A 16659-nucleotide genomic window follows, 5' to 3' on the forward strand; every position below is an offset into this window, starting at 1 on the left:
GGCGCCCAGGCTGACTGTGGGCGCGCGCACCTTCAGAAGCATTGCGCGATGTGTTGGCGCAAGCGCCACAGCGGTGTCGAGACGATGGCCGTGGCGCTGTGCGAGGCGTCATGGCCGCAATGGCCGCAGCTGTGGCGGCGGTGCGGCGCCAGCGCGAAGCTGCCCAGGTCCAGGTGCGGATGGCCGCAGCGGGCGCAGTCGCTGCAGTCCAGCGGCATGCCTGCCTGCAAGGCGGCGGCGTAGGCTTGCGCGGCGGGCGGCGTGAGGTTCAGCTGGACCATGTCGGGCGGGAACAGGCCGGGCAGGGCGCGGCAATCGATGGCCAGCGCGGCCGCGTCGCGCGCCAGCAGGCTGCCGCCATCATTGGCCAGGGCGCGCAGTTGCAGCAAGCCATCGGGGGACAGGCGCAAGGTGGTGGCGTGAAAGCGGCCGGGGTCGAACAGTTCCGGATACAGCACATAGCCCATGGGGCTGGCGTGCTGGCGGCAGCGCATCTGCCGCGTCGCCTGCCAGTCGGCCAGGTCGGCCTTGGCGCCCCAGTAGCACTGGTGCGTGCGGCACCAGTGGCGCGCCGCGCCATTGCGAAATTTTCCAGCCGGCAGCAGGTCGCACAGCACGATGGCATCGCAGCCCGCGCCGGCGCGAAAGTGCCCGGTGATGTGCTGCGTGGTGACGGCGAGATGGCCCGTGCTCGCTTGCAGGGGCCAGCAGATGCCGGGCAGGGTCAGCGGCGTGGGCAAGCGCGCCTCCGCGCGGCGACCGGCTTGCCAGCCGCCATGGCGTAAAAAAGCCCGCCGGCTGGGGCGGGCCGTGCTGACGGGAATGCCTGCGGCATGGCCCGGTTTATTCTTCCGTATCGGCCAGGGTGACGATGGCGCGCGCCCACTTCGAGTATTTCAGGTTCGCCAGATCGCGCACGGTCTTGATATTGAACGCCTGCTTGAGCAGTTCCGCATCCTTCTCGCTCACGCCTTGCAGCGCATCGACGGGGGCATCGGCAATTTCCTTGAACGTCTTTTTTTCGTAGGCTTTGTCTACCGCTTTATTGATGTTCATGTGTTGATACTCCTCAGTAAGTAGGAAAATTAATTCTACACGGTTTTGTAACTCGTCAATTTACGCTTGCATGTTGTGCCGAACTAAATATGATGGAGGTGGGTGAGGCTGCGGCCGAGCCTGGTTTTGTTCCGCCTGTTAAATTGTAATTATAGCATTTGAATTATGTATAGTATAATTGTTGCGTGTGTCGGCGACTATGCGCCGGCCTTACCGGATGCCGCTGTATGCGGCACCAATTGACAGCGTTCAGGAGAATACGATGAGTTTGCTAGATCAACTTGCAGGACAGGCGATGAGCGCTTTGGGCAACAAGGGTGCGGACGGCGAAGCCTCGTCGGGACTGATGGCCAGCGTGATGGACCTGGTCAACCAGCATGGCGGTTTGCCCGGCCTGCTGCAGAAATTCCAGGAAAGCGGCCTGGGCGACCAAGTGGCCAGCTGGATCGGCACCGGCGCCAATGCGCCCGTCTCCGGCGATCAGATCAAGGATGCGCTGGGCGCCGACACGATCACCGAGATCGCTGCAAAAGCGGGCGTCGCCCCGGACGCGGCCTCGGGCGGCCTGGCCGCCTTGCTGCCCCAGCTGATCGACAAGCTGACGCCGAACGGTCAAGTACCTGAAGGCAATGACCTGGTCAGCCAGGGCTTGAATATGCTCAAGGGCAAGATCTTCGGTTGAGCAGCCAATGCCACAACAAAAAACCTCGCAGCGATGCGAGGTTTTTTTATGTGCAAGGTTTTGTGTGCGAACTATGAACGTCTGAAAAACGCCCAGGGCTAGGCGCCGCCCCGAAGACAGTACGCGAGTACGGCGAGGGGCAGGCAACAACGCCATGGGCGTTTTTCAGGCGGCGGCCATCATGCCGAAGTGGGGAGGCGCGCCGGTCAGCCTGGCCGTACTCCCCTCGACCAGATAGGAACAATAGCGGCGCCGCTCGGCGATGCCGCCGCGCCGCTCCATCAGCTCGCCCAGCATGGCGACGGCATCGGCGGCCATCTTTTGCACGGGCTGGCGCAGGGTGGTGATGTCGTAGCTGAGCCAGCCCGATGCTTCCAGCGCGTCGAAGCCGGCCACGGACATTTGCAGCGGCACCTGGATGCCCATCTGGTGGCGTGCCGTGTCCAGGCAGCCGATGGCCATGATGTCGTTGCCGCAAATGACGGCGTCCGGCACGCGTCCCAGGCGGTCGATGACTTTGCGCAAACCATGGCCGCCGCTGGCGTAATCGTAGTTGCCGCTGACGACGATGGGCGCGGGCAAGCCCAGTGTGAACAGCCGGTCCAGCACGCCGGCCTTGCGCTCCTGCGCGACGGCCGAGTCGCCGGGGCCGTCGATGACGGCGAACTGGCGGTGGCCCGCCTCGGCCAAGCGCGAGACGAGCAGGCGCGCCGCTTCGCCCTGGTCGCACAGCACCGCGTGCACGGCGTGTTCGCGCGGGCTGCGGTTGAACAGCACCAGCGGCACGTCGCGCCGGCCGAATTCGGCCATCTGCTCGTCCGACAGGCAGGCGGCCACGACGGCGCCATCGACCTGGTATTGCCACACGTCGCTCAAGACCTTGCCGATGTCCGCTTCGCGCTCCAGGGTAAACAGCAATAAACGCTTGCCCTGGCGGGCGATTTGCTGGCTCAGGTCGGACAACACTTGCGGATAGTACAGATTGGCCAGGTTGGAAATGATGACGGCCACCAGATTCGAGCGCCGCGTGATCAGGCTGCGCGCGGCCGCGTTGGGAATGTAGTCGAGGCTGATGGCCGCCTGCATGACCTTGGCATGCGTGGCGGGCGAGACGCTGGCGCCCGGCTTGAAGCAGCGCGACACGGCCGATTGCGACACGCCGGCCAGCAGGGCCACGTCATACGAGGTCACGCGCCGTCCGGCACCGGGTATGGCGCGGGCAGTGGTGCCGGGTGTCCGGGCTACAGTATTCTTTTTTCGCATATTGGTCTGGCAAGCAACCTGTCTCAAAGTATTCCTGCAGGCCCGGCCGCTTGTGGCGGCCTGGGCGGGAAAAATGAGCATAGCGAAAATATTTCCATGTGGCAAGACTGTTTTCTTATCCATGTTGCAAATAATTTGATTGAATGGCAAGTGGTATCCATGCCCTTCCATGGTCATGGTCGCAGGGGCCGCTGCCATAGGGGCGGAGGCGTCCCGTCGGGTCCCGGCATCAATTTTCCAACAGGAGCTTTTGCGTGGGGCCCGTACCGAATGCAAAGCAAGCTTGGGATGTTCACCGGGCTGAACGGGTTTTTCTGGTGCAATGGCCTGCCTTCTGATAACATAACGCCCCTTTATTCAGGGAAGGGTCGACATGGCCAATGCTTGCGGCGTCGATTTCGGCACGTCAAATTCCACGGTAGGCTGGGCGCGTCCCGGGCAGAGCACCATGCTTGGCCTGGAAGATGGCAAGACGACCTTACCGTCCGTTGTCTTCTTCAATGCGGAAGACGAGGAAGTCAGTTTTGGCCGCGCGGCGCTGGCCGGCTATCTGGCCGGTTACGAGGGGCGTCTGATGCGCTCGCTGAAAAGCTTGCTGGGCACGAGCCTCATCGATGGCCAGACGGAAGTGGGTGGCCGCGCCTTGCCGTTCCGCATGTTGCTGGCGCAATTCATCGGCGAAGTGAAACGCCGTGCCGAGCAGTCCGCCGGCCGCGAATTCACGTCCGCCGTGTTCGGCCGTCCCGTCTTCTTTATCGACGATAATGCGCAGGCCGACCAGCTGGCGCAGGATACCCTGGCCGAAGTGGCCCGCTCCGTCGGTTTCAAGGACGTCGCCTTCCAGTTCGAGCCGATCGCCGCCGCCTTCGACTACGAGTCGCAAATCGACAAGGAAGAGCTGGTGCTGATCGCCGACATCGGCGGCGGTACTTCCGACTTTTCGCTCGTACGCCTGTCGCCGGAACGGGCGAAAAAGATGGAACGGCGCGACGATATCCTCGCCACGGGCGGCGTGCACATCGGCGGCACGGACTTCGATAAATACCTGAGCCTGTCCTCCGTCATGCCCTTGCTCGGCTATGGCAGCCGCCTGCACAACAATAGCGAAGTGCCGTCCAGCTATTATTTCAACCTGGCAACCTGGCACACGATCAACCTGGCCTACACGAAGAAGATCTGGGTACAGCTGGCCGACGTGTGCCGCGATGCACGCGAGCAAGACAAAGTGAAACGGCTGCAAACGCTGATCGACGAGCGCGCCGGCCACTGGCTGGCCATGAAAGTGGAAGAGGGCAAGATCGCCCTGTCCGACGCGGCCGAAGTACAGCTGGAGCTGGACCGTTTGTCGCCCGCGCAAAGCCTGTTGCTCAAACGTACGCAATTCGACGACGCCATCGGCCACCTGTGCGGCTCCGTGGAAGAAACCGTGCTGCGGCTGCTGCGCGACGCGGGCGTGGCGCCGGACGCCGTCGACACCGTGTTCTTCACGGGCGGCTCGAGCGGCGTGCGCTTGTTGCGCGAAAAGATCGCCGCCCTGGTGCCGGCCGCGCGCAAGGTCGAGGGCGATTTGTTCGGCAGCATCGGTGCGGGCCTCGCGCTGGACGCGGTACGTAAATTTGGTTGATAAAATGTGCATGGCGGCGTTGCCGCGTCTTGCCGTACTAGTGTACTGTCTGCGACGCGGCGCCTTGCCTTGCGCATTTTATCGATACACCCACTGTTGCACCCACGAAAGAGCGTCCCATGCATGTGTTTGACAAACCGATCGTCATGATCGACTTCGAGACGACCGGCTTGTCGCCCGACATGGGCGAACGCATCACGGAAGTGGCGGCGCTGCGCATCGAGGGCGGGCGGATCACGGACCGCTATGTGACCTTAATCAATTGCCATGCGCGCATTCCCGCGTTCATCACAGGCTTGACGGGCATCACGCAGGCCATGGTGGACAAGGCGCCGCCCGTGGCCGAGGTGGTGCCGCAATTACTGGACTTTATCGGCAGCGACGCCTTGTCGGCGCACAATGCCAGCTTCGATGAAAAATTCCTGCGCGCCGAAAGCGCCAGGCTGAACCTGACGCCCGCGCACCAGTCGCTCGTGTGTTCCTTGAAACTGTCGCGCCGCGTGTTTCCCGGCATGGCCAGCTACAAGCTGGGCTTGCTGTCGAGCCAGCTGGGTATCGCCTTCAAGAGCGCCGCCCACAGGGCCGAGTCCGATGCGGAAGTGGCGGCGCAAGTGCTGATCCATATCGGCCGCCACTTGCGCAGCAGCTACGGTATCGCCGATGTCGATGCCGACCTGCTGGTGTCGCTGAACAAGCTGGCCGCCGCCAAGGTGCCGCAATTCCTGCAAAAGCATCCATCGCGCCGCTGAGCGCCTTAGCCTGTCTAAGCAGGCTCATCAAAACGATATAATTTTGTTATTTCCTTTGAGCCTGCTCAAGTCCTTCGCCCGCATCGAATTTAAAATTTAAGCAACACACGATTTCGCCGCCCTGGGCCGCCGTTTTGCGCGTGCTGCCGGCAAGCGCAATGTGGATGGGGGCGCACATGGACAAGCACCATACTGCCAGAGATAGCCACGAAGCATATATCTGGTTCCGCACGGCTGCCGAGCAGGGCAATGCGTACGCCCAGTTCAATCTGGGATTGATGTACAAGAAGGGCGAAGGCGTGGCGCAGGACGATGCGCGCGCCTTTGTCTGGCTGCGCCTGGCCGCGCTGCAAGGGCTGGCTTTCGCGCAGAACCATCTGGGCGCCCTGTATTACCACGGCCGCGGCGTGGCGCAGAGCGATGCAGACGCTGTGCTGTGGTTTCGCCGCGCGGCTGCCCAGGGCGATGCCTCGGCCCAGCAAAACCTGGGGCAGATGTACCGCAAGGGGCGCGGCGTGCTGCAGAGCGACGAGCTGGCCCTGGCGTGGTTCTACCGCGCTTCCGAGCAGGGCGTGGCCAGTGCGCAATCCTTGCTGGGCGAAGCGTATGCGCAGGGGCTGGGAGCGAAAAAAAACGATGCGCTGGCCCTGGCCTGGTTCCGCAAGGCGGCCTTGCAGGGCGATGCCCAGGCGCAGCTGAACCTGGGGCTCGTCTACAAACGCGGGCAAGGCGTGGCGCAAAGCGATGCCCAGGCGCTGGCCTGGTTCCGCCAGGCCGCCGCCCAGGGCTTGGCCGTGGCGCAGCGGCAACTCGGCGTGGCATATGCGGAAGGCCTGGGCGTGGCGCCCGACCAGCTGCGCGCCTATGCCTGGCTGCAGCGGGCGGCTGAACAGGATGACGCCGACGCCCAGTTCAACCTGGGCCTGATGCTGGCGCGCGGCCAGGGCGTGGACAAGGACGAGGCGCGCGCCGTCGTCTGGTACAGGCGTGCCGCCCTGCAAGGCCATTGCATGGCGCAATACAATCTGGGTGGCATGTTTGCCGGCGGGCGCGGCGTTGCCCGCGATTTGCGCCAGGCGCTGGACTGGTATGCGAAGGCGGCGGCCCAAGGCGCGTCGAATGCGCAATTCAACCTGGGCGTGATGTATGCCAACGGCCAGGGCGTGGAGCGTGACGAGGTGTGCGCCGTGCGCTGGTACCGCACGGCTGCCGAGCAGGGCGATGCCAGCGCGCAAAATAACCTGGGCGTCATGTATGCGAATGGTCATGGCGTGCCGCAAGACGATGGCCTGGCCGTGCATTGGTATGCGCGCGCGGCGGGCCAGGGCCATGCGCTGGCGCAGTACAACCTGGGCGGCATGTACAACGGCGGGCGCGGCGTGGAGAAGGATCGCGTCTGCGGCTATATGTGGCTGGCGCTGGCGGCCGAGGGGGGCGATAGCGGGGCGGTCAGGGCCAGGGAAGCGGCTGCCACCAGGCTGGCGCCGGCGCAGCTGCAGGAGGCGCAGCAGCGCGTGCGGCAATGGCATCAGGTGCGCTCGCCGCCGTTGCCGCCGGTCGACTGACGCGCCGGCGCCGTGCGCGCAGCGATGCGCGCTGCATGCGATAATTGCCCAAGAGCATGCCGCGAAGGCGGCGCGGTTTTCGGCAAAGTGAAAGGTGGAGCATGGTAAGGCAGGCAGGTGAGGATGCATCCGAGCAAAAAGTTATCGACGACATCGCCACGCATGGCTGGCATGGCGTCCATATCGGTCCCGATGAAGAGGGGCCCGGCTATGCGTTCACGATAGGCGCCGGCCACAGCTTCGGCCAGCCTGAATTGCTGATCATGGGCTTGCCGCGCGCCATGGCCCACCAGATACTCGACGTGGCGCTCGATGCCGTGCGCAGCGGCGCCATCACGGATTTCACGGCCACCACGGACGCCTTGCTCGAAGGCCATCCCTGCGCCTTCGTGCGCGTGCCCGTCGAGCAATACCGCAACTACGTCGGCTATGCGCGCTGGTATTACCAGGGCGATGATTTTACCTTGTACCAGATCGTCTGGCCGTCGCGTGATGGCCATTTTCCGTGGCAGGCGCAAGCGAGCGCGCAGTACGTGGAGAGCCAGCCCCTGTTGGGGCCGGCGCCGCTGGCCGCATGACGGCAGGCACCTCCGTCCGCATTCTGACCGGCACGGCGACCTTGTGCGTGTTCGACCCGGCCCTCCTGCGCCACAAGCTCGACGATGACTGCGACTGGTGGAGCCTCCCCAGCGCGGAACTGGCGGCCGTGAATGCGGGGCAGGCGGCGTTTTTCAACGTGGGCGGCGACGGCGCGTATGACATGGTTTTGCACGGGGAACTTGCCGAGCCGCATGCGAGCGTGCACCTGGTTGTGGCCTCGGGCCGCGTCTTCATCGGCGCCGGGGAAGACGTCACGGGCGGCGGCCTGGAACCGGACACGGCATACGGCGGCCTGTTCGTGGACGTGCCCGTGGGCAGCTACCGCGTGCAGGCACGCCGCGATGGCGCGCGCATCAGCCTGGCATTCGTGCCCGATGCGCGCAGCAGCAATGCGTTTGCCGACCTCGTGCGTATTTGATGCGCCGTTGCACCTTGGCTAGGCGTCCATGCGGGCCACGGCCGCGCCTTGCCGCCGGTCCAGGAACAGGCTGTTGCCGTGGATTTTCTTCGCCTGTTTCTTCGCTTCCGCCGCCTGGGTGGCGATCTGATGGTGCGTGTAATACTGGTGCGCCTCGACCTTGATCGCGCCCAGCGACAGGCTGATCAAGGAATAAAACACTTTTTTGCCTTGCCGGTCTTCGCTGATGTAGCCGCCCCGTTCGCAGTCGCTGGTGCTGTAGTAGGCGGGGATGGCGGCCGCGAAGTCGTCCAGCATGGCCTGGCAGCGCGTTTCCCAGTCTTCGCTCTGGAACAGGATCATGAAATCGTCGCCGCCGATGTGGCCGATGAAGTCGCGGTTCGGGTCGCAATGGCTGCTGAGAATTTCTCCCGTCAGCTGGATCACGTCGTCGCCCTTGCGGTAGCCGTACACATCGTTGAAGGGCTTGAAGTGGTCGAGGTCGCAATAGCAGACCCAGAAGCGGCTGCCGCTGTGCAATAAGCGGTCGATATGTTCGTTGATGGGCACGTTGCCGGGCAGTTGCGTCAGCGGGTTGGCGTACCGGGCCGCATTGATCTGCATCTGCGTGATTTCGCGCATCAGGTCGTGGCCCGTGCCCATGCCCAGGTAGCGGCCGTGTTCGGTAATGATGAAGCCGTTGAACAGGTGGTGAGCATCAGACTGCACCATGGTGTAGCTGAGTTCTTGCAAGCTCGTCTCGTGGTCGGCGATCAGGGGCGTGGCATCCATGAACAGGCTGCATGATTTCTTGCCGTACAGTTCGCGCTGGTAGGGGCGGGCGAAGTGGTCGATCATTTCGAAGCGGCTGATCAGGCCCAGCGGCACGCCGTCGTCGACGACGGGGATGATCATCAGCTTCGGTTCTTTCAGGAAGATGTCGTAGACCTCGTTATTATTGAACTGCGGCGAGACGGCCGCCACCTTGTTCAGCAGCTTGCGGATGCTGGCGCCGTTCTTTTCCAGGCTGCTGCGTTGCGGATACACGGCCACGCCATTGCGCCCCAGCGCCTGCACCACTTCGGCGGGCAGCGCGCGCGCCGGCACCGCGTTGGGCCGGCCCAGGTGGTAGCCTTGCCCGAACGCCACGCCCAGGTCGCGCAAGACCAGCAATTCCGTCTGCGCCTCGATGCCTTCGGCGATCACCAGGGTGCCCGATTTTTCCGCGATTTCCTGGATTGAGCGCACGAACTGCAGTTTCACGGGGTCGTTGTTGATGCCCTGGATGAAATGCATGTCGATCTTCACATATTCAGGGCGCAGTTCCGACCACAGGCGCAGGCTGGAAAAGCCTTCGCCCAGGTCGTCGATGGCGATCTGGAAACCCATGTTGCGGTAGTGCAGCACCGCTTCGCGCATCAGCTCGTAGTCATACGTGGGCTGGTTTTCCGTCAGTTCGATGATGACACGGTCCGGGTTGATGCCGATGTGCTCGATATATTCGAGGGTTTCGCCATGGCGGGCATTGCGCAGCAGCAGGCATTCGGGACTGACATTGAGAAACAGTTTTCCTGGCAACTGCAGTTCGGCGAAGCGTTCAAGCACGACTTGGCGGCACAGGTGTTCTACTTCGAGGGTCAGGTCGTGCGCGCGCGCCACCTTGAACAGATTCATCGGCGCGTGCAGCGGGCTGTCGGACGGACCCCGTATCAAGCCTTCGTAGCCGATGATGTCGCCGCTGTGCATGTGGATGATGGGCTGGAACAGCGCGCTGAGCTTGCGGCCCGCCAGGATCTCGTGCAAGGCATCCGTCCCTTCGATGGTCATGCTGGCCGATGGGGGCTTCAGGTAAGCCACGTTCGATGGCGTCGCGGGGGCCGGCGCGGCGGTGGCGGAGGGGAGGGCGAGAGTGTACATAGGCGGACGTGGCGGCACGGCCTCTGGACGGGCCATGAACATGTTGCCGATAGTAAAGAAGTTTTATGACAGCTTGATGAAACGACTTTGCTTTTGATAATGTTTCTTGTATGAACGTCAGTTTGCCGATTCCGCCGAAAGCGAGATTTATCATGGCGATCCATGTAAATTTGCCAAACAAAAGACGGCAAATCCATCGGATAACTGTGCTTTAAAAGTGGCAATCCGCGCTATGATTTCTCTTGGCGAAAGTCAACATGGGCAGCCGCGGTGAGTGTGCGGCTTGCTTTCCTCGACATCCAACAATGAGACAACAACCCATGCAATTACGTAGTGCAACCCTCATATTCAGCTTGCTGGCCGCTTTCGGTGGCAATGCCCTGGCGCAAAACGCCGCGATGCCATCGTGCCCGGCCGGCGACGGCGCTCCCGTGACGTATCCGGTCAGCAAAAAAGTCGATCAGCAAGACAGCTATTTCGGCACCACCATCGCTGATCCGTACCGCTGGCTGGAAGACGCCAACAGCGCGGAAACGGGCGAGTGGGTCACGGCGCAAAACAAGCTGACGCAGTCGTACCTGGGCACCATCCCCGAGCGCGCGGCGATCAAGCAGCGCCTGACCAAGCTGTGGAATTATGAGCGTTTCTCTACGCCAACGAAGCAGGGCGGCCGCTACTTCTACAGCCGCAACGACGGCTTGCAGAACCAGGCCGTGCTGTACACGGTGAAAAAGCTGACGGACGAACCGCGCCTGCTGCTGGACCCGAACACCCTGTCCACCGATGGCACGGTGGCGCTGGCCGGCACCTCGATCAGCCCGAACGGCAAGTACCTGGCCTACGCCACGTCCGCGTCCGGTTCCGACTGGAACGAGTGGAAAGTGCGCGACATCGAATCGGGCAAGGATTTGACGGACCACATCAAGTGGGCCAAGTTCTCGGGCGCTTCGTGGACCAAGGACAACACCGGTTTCTTCTACAGCCGCTATGACGCGCCGAACGAAGCGACCAAGCTGGCCGATATCAATTATTTCCAGAAACTGTATTTCCACAAGATCGGCACGCCGCAAAGCGACGACGTGCTCGTCTTCGACCGTCCCGACCAGAAGGAATGGGCGTTTGGCGGCAGCACCGTCAGCGATGACGGCAATTACCTGATCATCACGGCCACGCAGGGCACGGAACGCAAGAACCGCGTCTTTTACAAGGACTTGCGCCAGAAGAATGCCAAGGTGGTGGGCTTGCTGGAAGAGTTCGACGCATCGTACTCGTTCATCGACAATGACGGCCCCGTCTTCTTCTTCAAGACGGACAACAAGGCGCCGAAATCGCGCGTGATCGCCATCGATACGCGCAAACCCGCGCCTGCCGACTGGAAAGAGATCGTGCCGCAGGCGGCGGAAACCCTGGTCGCCGTCAACCTGATCAACAACCAGCTGGTGCTCGATTACTTGAAAGATGCGCAAACGCAAATCAAGATCGTCGATCTGAAAGGCAAGCTGGTGCGCGAAGTGGCTTTGCCGGGCATCGGTTCGGCCGGCGGTTTTGCGGGCAAGCGTGGCGACACGGAAACGTTCTACTCGTTTACCAGCTTCACGACGCCGGCGACCATCTATCGCTACGACATGAAGTCGGGCAAGAGCACGGTGTACCGCCAGCCGAAGGTCGATTTCGACCCGAACGCCTTTGAAACGCGCCAGCAATTCTTCACCAGCCGCGACGGTACCAAGGTGCCGATGTTCATCGTCTCGAAAAAAGGCATGAAGCTCGATGGCACGAATCCGACCTACCTGTACGGTTATGGCGGCTTCAATATTTCACTGACGCCGAGCTTCTCCGTGGCGAATCTTGCCTGGGTAGAAATGGGCGGTGTCTACGTGATGGCCAACCTGCGCGGCGGCGGAGAGTACGGCGAAGCCTGGCACCAGGCTGGCACCAAGCTGAACAAGCAAAACGTGTTCGACGACTTTATTGGCGCGGCGCAATGGCTGGTGGACAACAAGGTCACCTCGCCATCGAAGCTGGCGATCGGCGGCGGCAGCAATGGCGGCCTGCTGGTCGGCGCGGCCATGACGCAGCGTCCCGACCTGTTCGCCGCAGCGATTCCGCAGGTCGGCGTGCTCGACATGTTGCGTTTCCACAAGTTCACCGTGGGCTGGGGCTGGGTACCTGACTACGGTTCGTCGGACGATGCCGAACAGTTCAAGGCGCTCGTGAAATACTCGCCGCTGCACAACCTGAAGGCGGGCGGCTGCTATCCGGCTACCATGATCACCACGGCCGACCACGACGACCGCGTCGTGCCTGCCCACAGCTTCAAGTTCGCCGCCGCGGCCCAGGCAGCGCAAGGCGGCCCGGCACCCGTGCTGATCCGCATCGACAGCAAGGCGGGCCACGGCGCCGGCAAGCCGACGACCAAGCAGATCGAAGAAGTGGCCGACCGTTGGGGCTTCCTCAGCCGTTCGTTGAAGATGACGCCGGCAGTGGTGGAGCCGGCCAAGGTGGCGGCACAGTAAAACCGGGTAGGTCGGATTAGCGCGGCATCGCCGTGCGTAATCCGACACCACCTGTCATGTCAGCACGATGTCGGATTACGCGGCGTGCCGCCGCTAATCCGACCTACGCTGGCCTGCTTCCGTAATCCTCGCCAGCACCCCCTCCCCAAACACCGCCTGAAACGGCAAATCCTTGCGCTGCGCATAGCCGATGTAGCAATCGCACTTGAAACGCGGACAGCTGCGTTCCTGCAGCATGTCGGCCAGGTCATCCTCATATAAATTCCCCAGCCGCTCGGGCACGAAGTGGCAGCGCGCCAGTTCGCCGTCGCCATCGACGGACAGCGACGCTTCGCCCGCCAGGCACGGTTTGCCGCGTGAGGGAGACGGGCGGCGGTTTTGCGCAAACCACGGGTCGACGGCGTCCAGTTCGGCCAGGTCTTGTTCGCTGTAGTAGCCGGGGCCACGCCGGTCGTAGGCGTTCAGCCACAGGTAGATGTGGGCGGGCAGCGCCGCGCGCAGGGCGCGGATGGCGTCCAGGTGCTCGTTCATGGCGACGACGCCGACGGAGTAGCGCACGCCCATGGCATCGAGCTTCGCGCAGCGGGCGAGAAAGCGGGACAAGGTCGTCTGGTCCGGGTGGTAGGTGCACCACAGGCCGACCTTTTCCAGCCCGTCCATGTTCTCCAGCCAGTCCAGGGGGCCGGACAGATTCGTCTGCAGCGCCACTTGCCGTACGTGCGGCAGGCTGGCCAGGGTTTGCATCGCGCTCCGGTAGTGGCGCCGCACCAGCGCCTCGCCCCAAGGCGTGAACAGCACGCCGATGGGGCGCGTCTGCTGCGCCAACCAGCCGGTAAAACGCGCCACTTCGCGCGCATCGCGGGCCAGCGCGGCGCGGCTGTCGCGCTTCTTGGCGAACGGGCAGTAGCCGCAGGCGTAATTGCAGCTGGCCAGCGTGCCCCGGTACAGCAGGGACAAAGCGCCAGGCTGCGTTGTCAGCACGTCTGGCCGCCTTCGGCCATCAGCGCGCGCACCGTATCGGACGCCAGCCAGGGGCCGATGGTGTCGGCGTAGCTGTAGCCCCGGTCATTCAGGCGCAGCAGCGGGCCTTCTTCTTCCACCAACTCCAGCGCGTGCAGCTCGACCAGCTGCGGCAAATCTGCTTCGCAGCGGGAGCCGAAGCGCGCCGCGTAGGCGTCGCGGTCGAGGCCCGGCTCCGTCAGCAGCGACTGGATCACGTAGCGCCGGCGCTGTTCTTCGTCATCGAGCTGGTAACCGTGTTCGGCCTGCGCGAAGCGCGCCTCGTCGAGCGCCAGGTAGTTGTCGATGATGTTGATGGTGTCAAGCCGCGCCACCGCGTATTCGCTCGAATAATGTAGGCGCGACGTGTAGGAGCGGGCGCCCGCGCCCAGGCCCACCATGCCGTCGTTCTGGCAGCAGTACGAAGGACCATTCTGTTCCGGCGCATGGGGGGCGCGGAACATGCGCATCGAGACCTGCTCATAGCCCTGCGCGCGCAAATGGTCGCGCGCGGCCGCGTACAGGGCCAGACGGCTGTCGCCATCGCGCGCCAGCATGATGGGGTTGAGCGACTGCGCGCCCTGGCGGCGCGCTACCTTGCCGAGACCCGTCTGTTCGCGCACATACAGCGGATACAGATAGAGCTCTTCGGGCCGGAAGGCCAGCGCGCTGTCGATGGAGGCCAGCAGGCTGGCGACGGTTTGCCCCGCGATGCCGTAGATCAGATCCAGGTTCAGGGTGGGAAAACCGGCCGCGCGTATCAGACCGATGGCGTGATGGACGGTGGCGTTTTGCTGCGGACGGGCCAGCGCGCGCATTTCGCCTGCGGCAAAGCTCTGGATGCCCAGGCTGACCCGGTCGATGCCATGCGCGCGGCACACGGCCAGCCGTTCCGCCGTGATGGTTTCGGGCGACGCTTCGATGCCGGCCGGCGTGTGCTGCAGGTCGATGCCGAGGATGTCGCGCGCGCCGCACAGCAGGGTGCCCAGCTGCGCGGGCGACAGATAGGTGGGCGTGCCGCCGCCCAGCGCGAAGCGGGCGAAGCGCCGTTCGCCCAGTGCGCCGTTGAGTGCGCGCATCTGCACCAGCACTTGCTGCACGTAGCGCTCGACCATGTCGGCGCTTGGGCGGGCCATGGCGAACAGATTGCAAAAGCCGCAGCGCATCTCGCAGAACGGGATGTGGATGTAGGCGAAGAGGGCGGAACGGTCCTGCTGCGCCCACAGCGGTGCCAGGGGCGCGGCCTGCGGCAAGGCGCGGTAGGCCGCCTTGTGCGGATACGAATAGGAATATGCCTGGTAGGGCGTGTGGCGCATGCGCTGCGCCAGGGTGCCCGGCTGTTCGGATGGGTTCACGGTGGGGACTCCTGGGGTGGCGGCGTTGAGGCGGCCGTATCTGGTTGAATAAAAAAGTGCGCATACGGCACGTTCCACACGCTGTCGTGGGCGATCCTGTGGCCCCGGTAGCCGTCTTCGCCATACGCGCTGCCGTGGTCCGAGCAGACGATGGCGAACGTGGGCGCGCGCGCGGCGCAGGCGGCGAACAGCGGCGCCAGTGCCCCGTCCACATAGCGCAGGGCGGCAGCATGGCTGTCGAGGTTGTCGGCGCGGCAGCCGGGCAGGTAGGCGCGGTTCGGCGTATGCAGCGCGGCCACGTTGATGAACAAAAAAGTGCGTTGATCGTTTTGCGCCAGCAGCTGGGTCGCCAGCGCCACCTGCTTTTGCGTCGAATGGCGGCTGGCCACGCCCATGCCCGCGCTCCAGTGGCTTTCCTGGAACAGCGAGGGCAGCACGGAGCCCAGCGCCGTCTGTTTGTTAAAGAAACCCACGCCGCCGATGCAGATGGTGCGGTAGCCGCGCGCGGCCAGCGCGGCGGGAAGGTCGGCCTCTTCGAAGGCCAACGTGTGCGGCGACGTCGTTTCGCTGCCCGCAAAAGCACTGGCCAACAGACGCGGGTGGCGGCCCGGCGCGGCCGGCGTGGGCAGAAAGCCCGCGAAGAAGGCCTGGTGCGCCGCGTAGGTGAACGTGGCGGGCGAGTGGCGCCGTTCCCAGCCGCCCGGTGCTAAAAAACGCCCCAGCACGGGCAATTCGCCCGCCTCGTACAGGGCTTGCGCCACGTCAAAGCGCAGGGTGTCGAGCGTGAGGAAGACGATGTCGTGGCTGCCGACGACGGCGTGCATGTCGGGGATGATCGGTGTTTCTTTAAGCATGGGCCAGTTGTGCCGTGTAAGTATCGATGCCTTGCCAGAGCAGGCCGGGCAGCAGGTCGCCGAAGGCGTTCGCTTCCAGCACATGGGCCTGGCCGTGGCGCACGACCAGGTCGTAGCCCGTCACGTGGCTGGCGGGGAAGGCGCGCGCGGCCAGGGCGGCGGTGTCTTCCAGCGCGGCCAGATCGGCTGCGTTCAAGAGGCCGGACGCGTCGCCGCGCCGGTTGTCGAGGTGCAGATTCGTCATCATCTGCTGTCCGATGCGCGCCACGCGGTGCGCTGGCTGGCCCGCCACGGTCACGACTCTCAGGTCGTAATGGCTGTCGCCGCAGCGGGGCTTGTTCAGCCACCCTTCCGCGTACAGCTCCTGCGCGGCCAGCGCGTCGACGAGGGCGGCGATGTCGGCGGTCGTCTCGTAGCGCGCCATGCGCTTGACGTTGAACAGGCGCGCCGCGCCGTCCCCATGCTGCAAGGCGGCCGAGGTGGTGGCTTGCTGGCGCCCGGCCCGGTTGCGCCGGTAGGCGACGACGCCCGATGCGGACGAGCCGTAGCGCGGTTTCAGGTAGACGCGGTCCAGGTCATGCTGGTGCAGCAGCGCCTGCAGATGCTCGTAGCCGTGCACTGGTCCCAGCAAGTCAGGTATCGGCACGCCGTGCGCGGCCAGGTGGCGCTGGCATGCCAGCTTGTCCGTCATGCGGCTGATGTCGGACGGCGCATTGAATACGCGCGTGTGCGGCAGCTCAAGCAATTGCGCCGCCAGGGCCGCCATGGCCGCCGTAAAACCGGCAAACCACGCATCCATGGCCAGCAGTTCGCCGTGTTCGGGCGCAGCGACCGGCGGACGCTCCAGCAGCCTGCAGCCTGCCTGCAGCAACAGCCGGTGGGCGGCGGGATCGTCGCCGGGCGGTTCGATTTTCAGCAAGCCTGGCTGGCTCAGTGCAACATCGAGCAGCACCGGCTGCGCCAGCCAGTCGCGCCATTCCAGCACTTGCGCGGGCGGCAGGCGCAGTTGCGCGCGCGCCGCCTGCATCAGGCGCACGCGCTTGCTGCCCTGTGTCGCCAGCAGGGTGAGTTGCGTGTGCAAA

Annotated in this window: 15 protein-coding genes; 7 read left to right on the top strand and 8 right to left on the bottom strand. The window is 64.0% G+C overall.

Annotation, left to right across the window (positions count from 1 at the left end):
* Positions 1-32 precede the first annotated feature (32 nt).
* Positions 33-740, bottom strand: coding sequence for a hypothetical protein (locus tag JAB8_RS02005; protein WP_070288208.1), 708 nt, complete (start codon positions 738-740; stop codon positions 33-35).
* Between the two features lie 103 nt (positions 741-843).
* Positions 844-1056: a hypothetical protein gene (locus JAB8_RS02010; RefSeq protein ID WP_034751103.1), complete on the bottom strand. Its 213-nt coding sequence runs from the start codon at positions 1054-1056 to the stop codon at positions 844-846.
* A 262-nt stretch (positions 1057-1318) separates the two neighbouring features.
* On the opposite strand from JAB8_RS02010, the gene JAB8_RS02015 reads away from it, so the two are divergent.
* Positions 1319-1738, top strand: coding sequence for a YidB family protein (locus JAB8_RS02015; protein ID WP_070218647.1), 420 nt, complete (start codon positions 1319-1321; stop codon positions 1736-1738).
* A gap of 165 nt (positions 1739-1903) precedes the next feature.
* Here JAB8_RS02015 and JAB8_RS02020 read toward each other — a convergent pair whose 3' ends face one another.
* Positions 1904-2929, bottom strand: coding sequence for a LacI family DNA-binding transcriptional regulator (locus JAB8_RS02020; protein ID WP_254679421.1), 1026 nt, complete (start codon positions 2927-2929; stop codon positions 1904-1906).
* A gap of 445 nt (positions 2930-3374) precedes the next feature.
* On the opposite strand from JAB8_RS02020, the gene JAB8_RS02025 reads away from it, so the two are divergent.
* The 5 genes from JAB8_RS02025 to JAB8_RS02045 all read left to right on the top strand — a co-directional run bounded on the left by JAB8_RS02025 (position 3375) and on the right by JAB8_RS02045 (position 7957).
* Positions 3375-4625 carry an Hsp70 family protein gene (locus JAB8_RS02025; RefSeq protein WP_070288209.1) on the top strand — a complete coding sequence of 417 codons (1251 nt, stop codon included), beginning with the start codon at positions 3375-3377 and terminating at the stop codon, positions 4623-4625.
* A gap of 119 nt (positions 4626-4744) precedes the next feature.
* Positions 4745-5374: a 3'-5' exonuclease gene (locus JAB8_RS02030; RefSeq protein WP_175445144.1), complete on the top strand. Its 630-nt coding sequence runs from the start codon at positions 4745-4747 to the stop codon at positions 5372-5374.
* A gap of 176 nt (positions 5375-5550) precedes the next feature.
* Positions 5551-6939: an SEL1-like repeat protein gene (locus tag JAB8_RS02035; RefSeq protein ID WP_070288530.1), complete on the top strand. Its 1389-nt coding sequence runs from the start codon at positions 5551-5553 to the stop codon at positions 6937-6939.
* A 101-nt stretch (positions 6940-7040) separates the two neighbouring features.
* Complete coding sequence (locus JAB8_RS02040; protein ID WP_070288210.1) at positions 7041-7517, top strand: DUF4262 domain-containing protein; 477 nt, start codon at positions 7041-7043, stop codon at positions 7515-7517.
* Entirely contained in the window at positions 7514-7957 is a 444-nt protein-coding gene (locus tag JAB8_RS02045) for a DUF6386 family protein (protein ID WP_070288211.1), read from the top strand. The genes JAB8_RS02040 and JAB8_RS02045 overlap by 4 nt, the downstream gene beginning before the upstream one ends.
* Before the next feature lie 18 nt (positions 7958-7975).
* Here the strand turns inward: JAB8_RS02045 and JAB8_RS02050 are convergent, their stop codons facing one another.
* Positions 7976-9763 (bottom strand): GGDEF domain-containing protein, encoded by a 1788-nt coding sequence (locus tag JAB8_RS02050; protein WP_070288212.1) that lies wholly within the window; start codon positions 9761-9763, stop codon positions 7976-7978.
* Between the two features lie 410 nt (positions 9764-10173).
* On the opposite strand from JAB8_RS02050, the gene JAB8_RS02055 reads away from it, so the two are divergent.
* Complete coding sequence (locus tag JAB8_RS02055) at positions 10174-12369, top strand: prolyl oligopeptidase family serine peptidase (protein WP_139142904.1); 2196 nt, start codon at positions 10174-10176, stop codon at positions 12367-12369.
* Between the two features lie 93 nt (positions 12370-12462).
* Here JAB8_RS02055 and JAB8_RS02060 read toward each other — a convergent pair whose 3' ends face one another.
* From JAB8_RS02060 to JAB8_RS02075, 4 genes are read right to left on the bottom strand one after another with little or no spacing between them, the layout of a single operon-like run.
* The gene (locus JAB8_RS02060) at positions 12463-13350 is read right to left on the bottom strand and encodes an STM4011 family radical SAM protein (RefSeq protein ID WP_083287529.1); all 888 of its coding nucleotides are present in this window, start codon (positions 13348-13350) and stop codon (positions 12463-12465) included.
* Complete coding sequence (locus JAB8_RS02065; RefSeq protein WP_217494179.1) at positions 13344-14723, bottom strand: STM4012 family radical SAM protein; 1380 nt, start codon at positions 14721-14723, stop codon at positions 13344-13346. Before JAB8_RS02065 ends, JAB8_RS02060 begins: the two co-directional genes overlap by 7 nt.
* On the bottom strand, positions 14720-15577 hold the full coding sequence (locus tag JAB8_RS02070) for an STM4013/SEN3800 family hydrolase (protein WP_070288213.1): 858 nt from the start codon (positions 15575-15577) through the stop codon (positions 14720-14722). The genes JAB8_RS02065 and JAB8_RS02070 overlap by 4 nt, the downstream gene beginning before the upstream one ends.
* Entirely contained in the window at positions 15570-16658 is a 1089-nt protein-coding gene (locus tag JAB8_RS02075) for an STM4014 family protein (protein WP_083287530.1), read from the bottom strand. The genes JAB8_RS02070 and JAB8_RS02075 overlap by 8 nt, the downstream gene beginning before the upstream one ends.
* Between the last annotated feature and the right edge of the window lies 1 nt (position 16659).

Origin of the sequence: Janthinobacterium sp. HH106 (assembly GCF_001758725.1) — a bacterium.
In the GTDB taxonomy this organism is placed as follows: domain Bacteria; phylum Pseudomonadota; class Gammaproteobacteria; order Burkholderiales; family Burkholderiaceae_D; genus Janthinobacterium.

Coding starts and splice junctions, on each gene's coding strand:
- JAB8_RS02010 (WP_034751103.1), bottom strand. CDS start 1,056: ATGAACATCAATAAAGCGGTAGACAAAGCCTACGAAAAAAAGACGTTC.
- JAB8_RS02015 (WP_070218647.1), top strand. CDS start 1,319: ATGAGTTTGCTAGATCAACTTGCAGGACAGGCGATGAGCGCTTTGGGC.
- JAB8_RS02025 (WP_070288209.1), top strand. CDS start 3,375: ATGGCCAATGCTTGCGGCGTCGATTTCGGCACGTCAAATTCCACGGTA.
- JAB8_RS02030 (WP_175445144.1), top strand. CDS start 4,745: ATGCATGTGTTTGACAAACCGATCGTCATGATCGACTTCGAGACGACC.
- JAB8_RS02035 (WP_070288530.1), top strand. CDS start 5,551: ATGGACAAGCACCATACTGCCAGAGATAGCCACGAAGCATATATCTGG.
- JAB8_RS02040 (WP_070288210.1), top strand. CDS start 7,041: ATGGTAAGGCAGGCAGGTGAGGATGCATCCGAGCAAAAAGTTATCGAC.
- JAB8_RS02045 (WP_070288211.1), top strand. CDS start 7,514: ATGACGGCAGGCACCTCCGTCCGCATTCTGACCGGCACGGCGACCTTG.
- JAB8_RS02050 (WP_070288212.1), bottom strand. CDS start 9,763: ATGACCATCGAAGGGACGGATGCCTTGCACGAGATCCTGGCGGGCCGC.
- JAB8_RS02055 (WP_139142904.1), top strand. CDS start 10,174: ATGCAATTACGTAGTGCAACCCTCATATTCAGCTTGCTGGCCGCTTTC.
- JAB8_RS02070 (WP_070288213.1), bottom strand. CDS start 15,577: ATGCTTAAAGAAACACCGATCATCCCCGACATGCACGCCGTCGTCGGC.